Raw genomic sequence first — 10,901 nt, forward strand, 5'->3', positions numbered from 1 at the left:
CGCCGCTAACCCTAATGAGTGAGAGCGCTCTGTTTGCGCTGGTCAAACCCACGTGTGGTGTAGACCAATCTCAGGTGTGGTGCGGACGACAGGATCGACTACGGTTCACCACATGGCTCGCCGCGTGATCACGCTGACCGCGAAACAGGCCCTCGAGCAGCTCAGCAGGCCCGGCCCGCACCCCGTGCTGCGCGGCGACCTCGCGCTCGTCGGCCTGCCGGGCGTGATCTTCACGCCCGAGTCCGGCCTCGGTCTGCCCGCCCTCGCGTTCGGACACGGCTGGATGCAGCCCGTACGGCGCTACCACGGCCTTTTGCGGCACCTGGCCTCCTGGGGCGTGGTCGCCGCGGCACCGGCCGTGGAGCGCGGCCCGCTGCTGTCGTCACGGGTGCTGGCGGCGAACCTGCTGACCACTTTGGACATCTGCACCGGAGTGCGGCTCGGCACCGGCGAGATCAGCGTCGACCCGGCCCGGCTCGCACTGGCCGGACACTCGATGGGCGGCGGCGCGGCCGTGCTGGCAGCGTCCACGGCGGACAGGGTCCGGGCCGTTGTGACTTTGGCCGCAACGGAGACGCGTCCCTCGGCACTGGACGCGGCCCGCGAGGTCCGCGCGCCCGGCCTGCACCTCGCGGCGGGCGAGGACCGCATCGCACCACCCGTCGGCCACGCTGAGGCGATCGCGTCCGCGTGGGGCGGCCCCGTGCAACTGCGGCTGCTGCCCAAGGCCTCGCACCTCGGCTTCACCGAGGGCCGGCACTGGAGCGAGCTCATGCTGGACGGCAGCGCCGAGCGCGGGGCGCAGAAGCTCGGCCGCGCGTTCGTGACGGCGTTCATGCTGCGCGTGCTGACCGGCGACCGGGCCTACGACGACCTGCTCGACAGCGACCTGAAGAACGCGAACCTCGTGTTCCAGCGGGAAGCCCTGCCCCGCCAACACGCTGTTTAACGCACGCGGGGACCTTTCGTACTGCATGTGAGTACGAAAGGTCCCCGCGTGCGTTCACCTGAGACTGGCGAACTGTCAGCTCAACCAGGTCTGGCCGCTCAGGTCGTCATCGTCGTCCACCGGCGCCGCGCGCCGCGGACGGGCCGGCGGAGGCGGTGGCACGACCGGGGCCGGAACCACGGGCGGAAGCGGCGGCGGAGTGGGCGCCTGCGGCGGCGGCGCGTAGCCGTCGTCGTCCTCCGGGCCGAACGCCAGTTCACCGGCGCCGCGTTCGGGACGGTCCCACTGCGGCTTGCGCGACTGCTGCCGTTCGCCCTGCTCGACGAGGTTCTGGGCGCTCTTCTGAGCGGCCGCGACGTCCTGCTTGTGCTTTTCCTCGCGAGCCGCGATGTCGGCGGCCACCTTGTCCTGGCTCGCCTTGAGCTCCGCCGAGACCTCGGCGGTGGCACGGCGGGTCTTGGCGATGTTCTCGTCGAACAACGCCTGGACGCGCGGATCCACTTCCCCGATCATCGCCATGGGTTGGCGGCCTCTCCTCGGTCTTCACCCAGCGTGGTCTGCATGGCGCTCAGCGGGTTGCTGTTGTCGTCGTCGAACAACGTGCCCGTGGTGCGCCACTGGCTGGCCCCGCGCTCGGAGTCGCCGCCCTGCTGGCCGCCTGCCCCTCCGCCGGGCATGCCACCGCCCATCATGCCGCCGCCACCCATCATGCCGCCGGAGGCGGCACCGCTCGGCGCCTGGCCACTGCCGTCCTGCATGGACGGCAGGTTCGCCGCGCCCGGCTGAGCCGCTTCGGAGGGGTTCGTGGTGAACGAGCCGCCGTTGCTGTCACCCGCGTTCGGGCTGCTCCACGCGCTGTCGGCGTTCGAGCTGCCGAGCACGGACTCGCTGCCGCCACCCGTGAACGAGACGCCGGACGTCGTCGTGCTGTCCGAGGCCTGGGCGAACTGCGGGTTCTCCGCGGAGACCCTGGGCTCGCCGAGGCTCGGCATGATGCCGTTGTCCTCGATGTAGCTGCGGGCCGCCGAGTCCTGGAAGCGCTCTGCCACGTTCGGCGCGGCCTCTCCCGGCGCACTCCAGACCTGCTCACCGGCGGGCGCCGGCATCGGCTGGAACCCGGCCTCGGCGGGCAACGTCGTGACAGCTTCGGCGGGCAACGTCGTGACAGCCTCGGCCGGCAGCGTCGTGACGGGCTCCGGGAAGTCGCTCTCCGGGGTGCGCAGGCCGTCCTCCAGCCTGGCGCCGTCGGAGCCGCCACCGCCGGGACCGGACTCGGAACCGGGGGTCTGCGCGGCGGGGTTCTCGTCCTCGCCGAAGCTCACGCCGATCTTGTCCGGGGTGCCGTCGCCGTCGTCCGCGGTCAGGTTGATCTCGCCGGTGTCGGCGTTGACCTCGGCGGTGAAGTTGACGCCGTCCTGCTCGATGTGGATCTTGCCGTCCGCACCGACCTCGACCGGGATCGGGTTCGACTCCGAACCGAGCGGACCCGCGGCCGGAGCCGCTCCGCCGCCGGGCGCCGGGGTGCCACCGGGTGCGGGGGCGCCACCGGCGGCGGGAGTCTGCCCGCCCGCCGTCGGGTTCGAGGCGGTGAGCTGGTTGGCCATGGCGGTGATGGCCTGCGTGCCGTTCTGCCCCATCAGGGCCTTGGCGGCCTCGGGGTTCTTGCTGAAGTCGAGGTCGTAGGTCTTCGGCTCGCCCTTCGGCGTGTCGATCGTCATCTTCACGTGCCCGTTCGAGTCGGGCTCCGTGACCTTGATCGTGTTGTCGCCGGCCGTGACCGTGACGGTCTCGAGCTTCTCCTCGGGCTTGGGCTCGTCGGGCTTGCCGTCGCCGTCGAGGTCGTCGGGCTTGCCGTCACCGTCGGTGTCACCGGGGACGTCGGGCTTGCCGTCGCCGTCCTTGTCGAGCGGGTTCTCCGGCTTCGGGATCTCCGGCGTGCCGCCGCCACCGCCACCGCTCGGGCTGCCGCCACCGCTCGGGCTGCCACCGCCACTCGGGCTGCCGCCGCCACCGCCGCCGCCGTCGTTGACCTTCTGGCGGCCGCCGCCCTGGTCGGAGAACGCCGGGGCGTCGCCGATCGGGCCGAACGTGTCCTTGAACGCGTTCTTCAGGGCCGTGAACATGGCCTTGTAGTCGGCGTCGACACCCGCCTGCACGGCCTGGCAGTAGCCGTCGAACGCCTTCTTCTTGCCGTCGAACTCCTCGCAGAGCGCCTTCAGCTTCTGCTTGGCCTCGTTGATGATGGATTCCCGCCGGCCCTTGACCCAGGAGTCCCAGCCGAGACCCGCGAGGACGCCCGACAGGATGCCGCCGGTGAGAGCGCCCACGACACCGCCGACGACCCAGCCGGGCAGGCCGGAGAGTCCGTCGAGGATGCCCGCGTCGTTCTCGAAGATGTCGCCGTTGGCCTGGCGGATCGCGGTCTCGGCCTCCTCGACCGTCAGACCGCCGCACTTCTCCGAGTACTGGTCGTGGATCTGCTGCGCGAAGTCCTTGACGTGCTTCTGCATGTTCGTCACGCCGGCGGTGATCGCGCCGGGAGCCGTGCCCGCCTGCTGCACGAACGTCTTCGAGGCGCCGGCGAACTTGGCCCTGTACTCGCCCGCGGCCTTCGAGGCGGCACCCTCCCAGGAACCGAGCCCGTTCCAGGCGGCGCCCAGCGCGTTGTCGTGCGCGTCCGCCTTCTTGACGTTCTCGGTGAGCTTGTGCGCGTCTTCGCGGAACTTCGCGAAGTCGATGTCGCGGACCTCGTCGTACTTGCGGTAGATCTCACCCTGGAGGTCCGGCGCGGCACCACCGTGACCGCACGCCTGCGCGGCCTTCGGGTAGATCGGGACGAACTTCTCGAAGAACCGCAGTCCGGGGGCGCCGGCGTCGAGCAGGACGTTGCTGTTCGGCACGTCACCCTGCTCGTTCAGCACCTTCTGGGTGGCGCCGAGCTCGCGTTCCTCGCCCGCCTTCTTGACGAGCTCGTCCGCGTCCTTGCCATCCATGGTGAAGGCCGAGTGCACGGCCTCCTTGCGCATGTTGTTGCTTTCGAGCAGGCCGAACGTCGGCGCCGCGAGCAGCACACCCACCACGTGGTCGCCCGTGCTCGGGTCGTCCGGGACGTCGACACCGTTCGCCTTGCCGTAGCGCTCGACCTCTTCCTGGGGAGCGCCGGCGCCGGCGAGGGCGCGCACGAGCTGCTTCTTGGTCTCCGGAGTGACGTTCGGGTCGTCGAGGAGCTTCTTGATCTCGGTCTGATCCGCCACGACTCGTTACCCCTTGAACTGGCTCGAGGTCTGCGCCTCGTTCGACTCGTACGTCTTGGCGACGTCCTTCAGGCGGGTGGCGATGCCGGTCGCCTCCTGGCCGAACTTCTCCAAGTCCTGGCCGAAGAGGTCGAAGCAGGCCTTGTACTCGGCGGCGACGCCCTGGAACTTGCGGCCGACCTGCCCGGCTCCCACACCCGGCACGGCCGCGGCCTTCATCTGGATCAGGGCTGATCCCTCTGCCTCGTACGTCCCCGCCGTCTTGGTCAAATCGCCGGACTGCACGCCGAACCCGGACATCCGCTCGCCTCCCCTTTGTCCCCGATCTGACGCAATTCGGTCTCATCGGGTTCCGCCATACAGTGCCAGCTCGGATCACACGGTGACCGGAGCTCCACGATGTCGGTTGCCTTAGTAAACAGCCATTCGGCGCAAGGCGCTGATGATCACCACTGATCAGTGGGAGGCGCCGGTCACCAGCCGTTCGGCGGGGGCGGGGGCGGACCCTGCTGCGAGTGGGGCTGCTGCGGCTGCGGGTACCCCTGAGGCGGGTACGGCTGCTGAACCTGCTGCGGAAAGCCCTGCTGCTGGGGGTACGGGTGCTGCTGCGGATACCCGTGACCGGGTGGGAACGGGGGCTGGGCGACCGGTTTGCGCTTCGAAGCCGCGACAACGGCGATGACGACCGCCGTCACACCTCCCAGCAGCACCAGGAGTACGAGCAACATCAACATGGTCATCCCCAGCCCCCTACGGTCCTCAGTGCACCGAGGAAACCACACCGGCCAGGCGCTGCGCGGCAGTCTGGGCCTGTTCGTGGCTCGTGGCCTCGACCATCACCCGCACGAGCTGCTCGGTGCCGGACGGGCGCAGCAGCACGCGGCCGGTGTCGCCGAGCTCGGCCTCGACGGCGGCGACGGCCTCGCTGACCGACGTGGCCTTGGCGACGGCCGCCTTGTCGGTGACCTTCACGTTGATCAGGACCTGCGGCAGGCGGCGCATCACCGACGCGAGGTCGGCGAGCGACTTGCCGGTCTCGGCCATGCGGGCCATCAGGCGCAGCGCGGTGAGCAGGCCGTCGCCGGTGGTGGCGTGCGCGGGCAGCACGACGTGGCCCGACTGCTCGCCACCGAGCGAGAACCCGCCGGCCTTGAGGTCCTGCAGCACGTAGCGGTCGCCGACGGCGGTGGTGCGCAGGCGGATCGACGACTCCCGCATGGCGATGTGCAGGCCCAGGTTGCTCATCACGGTCGCGACGAGCGTGTCCTCGAACAGCTCGCCCGCGTCGCGCATGGCGATCGCGAGGACCGCGAGGATCTGGTCGCCGTCGACCGGGTTGCCCACGGCGTCGACGGCGAGGCAGCGGTCGGCGTCGCCGTCGTGCGCGATGCCGAGGTCGGCACCGTGCTCGCGGACCGCGGCGGCCACGACGTCGATGTGAGTGGAACCACACCCGTCGTTGATGTTGAGGCCGTCCGGGTTCGCGTTGATCGCGATGACCTCGGCTCCGGCGCGGCGGTACGCGTCCGGTGCGGCCACCGACGCGGCACCGTTCGCGCAGTCCACCACGACCTTGAGGCCGTCGAGGCGGTGCGGTGTGACCTTGAGCAGGTGCTCGACGTACTGGATCTCGGCGTCGGGAACGTCACGCACCCGGCCGATCGCGGCCCCGGTGGGACGGTCGAAACCGGAGCCCATGTGCTGCTCGATCTCGTCCTCGACCGAGTCGGGGAGCTTGTGGCCACCGGCGGCGAAGAGCTTGATCCCGTTGTCCGGCATCGCGTTGTGCGACGCCGAGATCATCACGCCGATGTCGGCGCCGAGCGCGGCGACCAGGTGCGCGACGGCGGGGGTGGGCAGAGCGCCGACGCGCAGCACGTCCGCACCGGCCGAGGTGAGCCCCGCCGTGACGGCGGCATCGAGCATCTCACTGCTCGCCCTGGGGTCGCGGCCGACGACGGCGACCGGACGGTGGGTGCGGTCGTGCTCGGCGAGCACGCGCGCCGCCGCGGCGGCGACGGACATCGCGAGCTCAGGGGTGAGATCGGCGTTCGCGAGACCGCGCACACCGTCGGTGCCGAACAGGCGGGCCATGAATCCTCCGAATTGGACACTGCGAGGCGGCGGGAAAAGGACCCGGAAAACACTGCGGGAGCAGCAGTTCGTGGTGAACTGCTGCTCCCGCAGGTATAGCTGGATGACGCTCGGAGTGCGGGTGTCCCCGCACTCACCGCGGAAGAGCAGTGATCTGACGAACGCAGACACGGCTCGCCCCGCGGTGGGGCATCAACGCTTGGAGTACTGAGGCGCCTTGCGGGCCTTCTTCAGACCGTACTTCTTGCGCTCCTTGACCCGCGGGTCACGGGTGAGGAAGCCGGCCTTCTTGAGGACCGGACGGTCCTCGGCGTCGATGGCGATCAGCGCACGCGCGATGGCGAGACGCAGCGCACCGGCCTGGCCGGTGATGCCGCCGCCGTGCAGGTTGCCGATCACGTCGAAGGTCTCGGGCTTCTCCGTGGTGACGAGCGGCTCCCTGATGAGCTGCTGGTGCACCTTGTTCGGGAAGTAGGCCTCGAGGGTCTTGCCGTTCAGCGTGAACTTGCCGGTGCCGGGCACGAGGCGGACGCGGACGACGGCCTCCTTGCGGCGGCCGACGGTCTGCGCGAGGTGCGCGGCGCCGTTCAGCGAGAGTGCGACCACCGGCGCGGAGGTCTCTTCGACCTCGGCCTCGTCGGCGTCGTCAGCGTCAGCCACGGGGGCGTCGGCGTCGGCGTCGGCCTCAACAGCCTCGGGAGCCTCATCGGCCTCAGGAGCGTCGACGACCTCGGCCTCGACAACCTCGGCCTCGACCTCGGGGGTCTCGACCTCAGGGGTCTCGTTCTCAGGGGTGGTCACAGGAACTTCCTCGGTGTTCTCGTCGCTCACTGGGCGATCTTCTTGATCTCGAAGGCCTGCGGCTGCTGCGCCTCGTGCGGGTGGCTCGCGCCTGCGTAGACCTTGAGCTTGTTCGCGATCTGACGGCCAAGGCGGTTCTTGGGCAGCATGCCCTTGATCGCCTTCTCCACCAGGCGGTCCGGACGCGTGTCCAGGACCTCGCCGAAGGACTGCTTGCGCAGACCACCGGGGAAGCCGGAGTGGCGGTACTGGAACGCCTGGTCGCGCTTCGCGCCGGTCAGGGCGACCTTGTCAGCGTTGATGATGACAACGAAGTCACCAGTGTCAACGTGAGGCGCATAAGTCGGCTTGTGCTTGCCGCGCAGCAGCGTCGCGGCCTGGGTGGCGAGCCGGCCGAGCACCACGTCCTGGGCGTCGATCACATGCCAGGTGCGGGTCACCTCACCGGGCTTCGGGCTGTACGTGCGCACGGATCTACCTCGTCGTCACTTGCGTCTGGGGTCACTGCGGCGGTTGCCCCAGACCGATCTTGGACGAACCAAGCGGTGGTTCCGGAACAGGCGCGGCACACATGGGCGCCAGCTACCGCACAACAACGACAGAAGATACCGGATGGGAGGCGCCGGGACCAAAACGGCCCCTCTTAAGCGCCTTCCCCTGAACGTACGTGAGCCCCGGACCACGTGGTTCCGGGGCTCACGAGGTGTTGCGACTAGCCAGTGGGCTCAGCTCCAGCGGGCGGCGTTCTTCTGCTCACCCTGCTGGTAGGCCTCGGCGGCCTGCTGGACGGCGACACCGATGGAGGAGAGCACCTGCGCCAGGTCGGCGGCGGCGGTGTCCCACATGCGCTGGGCCTCGTTGTAGGCCGCGGAGCTCTCACCGTCGTAGCCGGCGAGCACGTTCTTGACGCGACCCTCCAGGGCCTCCAGCTCACCGGTGATCTTGCGCTCCGCGCTGGAGATCTGCGACGAAGCGTTCTGCAGCTCAGCGAAAGTGACCTTGATCGCCATTTCGTTTTATCCCCTTAAGTACTGAAGAAGTCTGTGGATGAAGAGGTGCTTGCCCAGCGAGAACCGGAAGATCAGCCGAGGCGGTTGGCGATGCTGCCCAGCCCCGAGCCCTGCTCCTCTTCACGCACGTCCATGTCCTGCGCGGTGCCGGCGAGGCCTTCGCCGATGACCTCGAGCGCCTGCTGCAGCTTGGTCTGGCTCTCCTGGTAACGCAGCATCAGCTGGCTGAACGCCACGGCCGCAGGACCGTCCCAGGAGCTCCGCAGCGACTCGCACGTCGAGCCAACCGAGCGGAGGATGCCGTCGAACTCAGCCTTGGCGTTGTTGACGTCCTTGGCCAGAGTCGCGATCTCGTCCGGAGTTGCGAGAAAACCCGACATTGCAGATCCCCTTAGTTTGGCGGATAGGTCGTAACGCCTGTTTCGTACGCCTCTTCCGACGAGCACCCTGCCACGTCGGTTCCGTCCTGTCCCGAGATGGTTCCAAGTAGTTGCTCTAGTAAACGGGCCACAGGCGCGAGAAGGTTCAATAGAGGATTCGCGACTGCGAAAAGTCCTCGTCATCGTCACCCACACGGGGAAGCTGGCCGCTCGGACCGGCGACGGCCGCGGAACCCAGAGTCACCTGTTCCGTCTCAACTGGAACGGGCGCGGTCAGTTCGGCGGCGTCCGGCACCTGTTCGACGGCCAGCCCGCGGTCGGTGCGGAACCCCTTGGCAGCCTCCCGGACGTCGGCAGGGGTGGCTTGACCACCAGGCTCGACCTTGCGTTCACGAGCCGATGCCGCCAGGTCACGCGTGCGTTCCCGCAGCTTGGCGTTGCGTTCACCGATCTCACCCGACGCGCGGCGGGCGCGGGTGACCGCTGCTCCGACCTCGGCGCGGAACCGGGCGAGGACTTCGGTGGCGGACATCGGCGACTCCCTGGCAGTGCGGCTACGACTTGATGACGAGCGAGCGGAGGATCTGCTCGCAGGCGGCGTTGACCTGGCCTTTTGCGGCTTCCACCGCCTGGCACCCGACGCTCACCTGGTGCTTGCCAGCGAACTGGATGTACCAGTCGACACCGGTCGCCCCGACCACTTCGCGATAGTGAACAACAGACTTGCCCGCAAATGTGGTCTCTTCGGAGAAGCCGGCGACCTCATCGCCTTTCTCCTTGCGTTGTTCAAAGGTGTTCTTCAACTCACTCAGCGCGCGAGGACGATCCGCGTCACTGTCGTACTCGAGTATTTGCTCCTGCACAGCAATGCGCGCTTCCGGTTGTTTGCCATCGGAATTCTTGCGGTCGACCGGTTGCAAAAGCACCTGACGAACGGGTGCGGCGCCGCCCGTCTGCTCCCACCCGTCCGGCCGGGCGAAGCTGTAGTCGTAGACGGCGATCCGGTCGCCCTGCGGAGCAGGCTGTTCCTGCGTCCCCCTGGGCTTGAACCAGTAGTAGCCGCCGACGCCGGCCGCCGCGAGCACGACCACGACACCGATGGCGATGAACAGAGGCGCCTTGCTCTTCTTCCGCGGCGGCGGTGGCGAGGCCGTGGGGAACGAGACGGGGAACTGCCCGGACGGCGGTGGCGTGATCCGGCGGGTGATCTTCCGGGTGGCCTCGTCGCCGACCCGCAGGTTGTGAGTCACCTCACCCGGCGGGCCCTTCGGCTGAGGCGCCTTGGCCACACCGCCGGTCCGTTCCGGGTCGAGGCTGACCGCCCTCAGCGCGCCCCTGGCCACCACCGTCTCCGGCTGGTCGATGCTCGTCGGCACCACGCGGATCTGCTCGTGGACCATCCTCGCGACCAGCGGGATCCGGCTGGACCCGCCGACCAGGAACACCCCGGCCAGCTGATGGGGCGCGAGACCGGCGTCGCGGACCGCCGCACCGGCCAGCGCGGCCGCCCGGCTGATCGGCGCGGCGATCAGCTGCTCCAGGTCCGAGCGCGTCAGGTGCGCGTCGGGGAACGGCGGCGGCATCGGCACGTCGGTGTAGGCGTGCCGGGACAACGTCTCCTTGGCGCCGCGCACGTCCTGCCGCAGCACCCGCCGCTTGCGCCGGTCTGCCATCTCGCGGCCCTCGACGAGCTGCCGCCACGCCTCGGGGTCCTTGGCCCCGACCAGCCCGCCGACGTGGTCGAGCAACGCCTGGTCGATGTCCGCGCCGCCGAAGCTCGGGTCGCCCTTCGCGGACAGCACCCGGAAGCTCTTGCCCGCCCGCGCCACCACGCTCGCGTCGACCGTGCCGCCACCGAGGTCGAGCACGGCGAGAGCGGCACCGTCCGGAATGGAGTGGCTCGCGGAGTGGAAGACGGCGGCGGCGACGGGTTCGGGCACCAGCACCACCTCGCGGCCGAGCCCGCGGGCCGCCTGCAGCAGGACGCGGGTGCGGACGGAACCCCAGTCCGCGGGGTGGGTGAGGACGAGAAGGTCGACAGGCGCTCCGCCACCAACGCGCCGTGCTTCTCCCACAGCTCGTGCCAGCACCGCCCGCACAACGTCCACAACGGGCAGCACGGTGGTGCCGAGCAACAACTCCCCCTCGTCGACACGGCGCTTCGGGTGCGGCTCGTAGCGCGAGGGATCGACCGCCGCCTGGCGTTCGGCCTCCTGGCCGACGAACAACGTGCCGTCGGCGGCCGCGAACACGGCGGACGGCACGAGCGGCTGGCCGTCGAACACGACGACCTGCGGCTCCCGCCCGTTCGCGGAGATCGCCACACAGGTGCTCGACGTGCCGAAGTCGACCGCGACGTGCAGGCTCATGCACCTTCCCCTCTTCCGCGCACATGCTTACCCGATGCGACTGA

12 protein-coding genes are annotated in these 10,901 nt (G+C 69.5%); 1 reads left to right on the forward strand and 11 read right to left on the reverse strand.

The features are described from left to right. Positions 1-112: 112 nt before the first annotated feature. A complete protein-coding gene (locus LX88_RS01630; protein WP_258946135.1) occupies positions 113-949 on the forward strand; it encodes a dienelactone hydrolase family protein in 837 nt (278 codons plus the stop codon). Between the two features lie 75 nt (positions 950-1,024). On the opposite strand, the gene LX88_RS01635 is transcribed toward LX88_RS01630, so the two are convergent. The 11 genes from LX88_RS01635 to LX88_RS01685 form a co-directional block, all read right to left on the reverse strand. Next, a complete protein-coding gene (locus LX88_RS01635) occupies positions 1,025-1,450 on the reverse strand; it encodes a hypothetical protein (protein WP_258946136.1) in 426 nt (141 codons plus the stop codon). A gap of 8 nt (positions 1,451-1,458) precedes the next feature. Beyond that, the gene (locus LX88_RS01640; RefSeq protein ID WP_258947668.1) at positions 1,459-4,203 is read right to left on the reverse strand and encodes a hypothetical protein; all 2,745 of its coding nucleotides are present in this window, start codon (positions 4,201-4,203) and stop codon (positions 1,459-1,461) included. A 6-nt stretch (positions 4,204-4,209) separates the two neighbouring features. After that, complete coding sequence (locus tag LX88_RS01645) at positions 4,210-4,503, reverse strand: hypothetical protein (protein ID WP_090074386.1); 294 nt, start codon at positions 4,501-4,503, stop codon at positions 4,210-4,212. 173 nt (positions 4,504-4,676) lie between these two features. Continuing rightward, the gene (locus LX88_RS01650) at positions 4,677-4,943 is read right to left on the reverse strand and encodes a hypothetical protein (protein WP_258946137.1); all 267 of its coding nucleotides are present in this window, start codon (positions 4,941-4,943) and stop codon (positions 4,677-4,679) included. Between the two features lie 19 nt (positions 4,944-4,962). Further along, a complete protein-coding gene (gene glmM, locus LX88_RS01655) occupies positions 4,963-6,297 on the reverse strand; it encodes a phosphoglucosamine mutase (RefSeq protein ID WP_258946138.1) in 1,335 nt (444 codons plus the stop codon). Positions 6,298-6,489: 192 nt separating this feature from the next. Then, positions 6,490-7,098: a 30S ribosomal protein S9 gene (gene rpsI / locus LX88_RS44145; protein WP_258946139.1), complete on the reverse strand. Its 609-nt coding sequence runs from the start codon at positions 7,096-7,098 to the stop codon at positions 6,490-6,492. A gap of 26 nt (positions 7,099-7,124) precedes the next feature. Next, positions 7,125-7,568 (reverse strand): 50S ribosomal protein L13, encoded by a 444-nt coding sequence (gene rplM / locus LX88_RS01665; protein ID WP_030478339.1) that lies wholly within the window; start codon positions 7,566-7,568, stop codon positions 7,125-7,127. Positions 7,569-7,823: 255 nt separating this feature from the next. Continuing rightward, the gene (locus LX88_RS01670) at positions 7,824-8,108 is read right to left on the reverse strand and encodes a WXG100 family type VII secretion target (protein ID WP_258946140.1); all 285 of its coding nucleotides are present in this window, start codon (positions 8,106-8,108) and stop codon (positions 7,824-7,826) included. Between the two features lie 71 nt (positions 8,109-8,179). Beyond that, entirely contained in the window at positions 8,180-8,488 is a 309-nt protein-coding gene (locus tag LX88_RS01675) for a WXG100 family type VII secretion target (RefSeq protein ID WP_258946141.1), read from the reverse strand. 145 nt (positions 8,489-8,633) lie between these two features. Next, complete coding sequence (locus LX88_RS01680) at positions 8,634-9,020, reverse strand: hypothetical protein (RefSeq protein ID WP_258946142.1); 387 nt, start codon at positions 9,018-9,020, stop codon at positions 8,634-8,636. Positions 9,021-9,042: 22 nt separating this feature from the next. After that, positions 9,043-10,857, reverse strand: a complete 1,815-nt coding sequence (locus LX88_RS01685; RefSeq protein WP_258946143.1) for a type VII secretion-associated protein — start codon at positions 10,855-10,857, stop codon at positions 9,043-9,045. Positions 10,858-10,901: the final 44 nt, after the last annotated feature.

This window comes from Lentzea californiensis, from assembly GCF_024648825.1.
Lineage (GTDB): Bacteria > Actinomycetota > Actinomycetes > Mycobacteriales > Pseudonocardiaceae > Lentzea > Lentzea californiensis.

Excerpts from the sequence above, each read along its gene's own strand:
- glmM (WP_258946138.1), bottom strand. The coding sequence starts at position 6,297 with ATGGCCCGCCTGTTCGGCACCGACGGTGTGCGCGGTCTCGCGAACGCC.
- LX88_RS01645 (WP_090074386.1), bottom strand. The coding sequence starts at position 4,503 with ATGTCCGGGTTCGGCGTGCAGTCCGGCGATTTGACCAAGACGGCGGGG.
- LX88_RS01670 (WP_258946140.1), bottom strand. The coding sequence starts at position 8,108 with ATGGCGATCAAGGTCACTTTCGCTGAGCTGCAGAACGCTTCGTCGCAG.
- LX88_RS01675 (WP_258946141.1), bottom strand. The coding sequence starts at position 8,488 with ATGTCGGGTTTTCTCGCAACTCCGGACGAGATCGCGACTCTGGCCAAG.
- LX88_RS01630 (WP_258946135.1), top strand. The coding sequence starts at position 113 with ATGGCTCGCCGCGTGATCACGCTGACCGCGAAACAGGCCCTCGAGCAG.
- LX88_RS01680 (WP_258946142.1), bottom strand. The coding sequence starts at position 9,020 with ATGTCCGCCACCGAAGTCCTCGCCCGGTTCCGCGCCGAGGTCGGAGCA.
- LX88_RS01650 (WP_258946137.1), bottom strand. The coding sequence starts at position 4,943 with ATGACCATGTTGATGTTGCTCGTACTCCTGGTGCTGCTGGGAGGTGTG.
- LX88_RS01685 (WP_258946143.1), bottom strand. The coding sequence starts at position 10,857 with ATGAGCCTGCACGTCGCGGTCGACTTCGGCACGTCGAGCACCTGTGTG.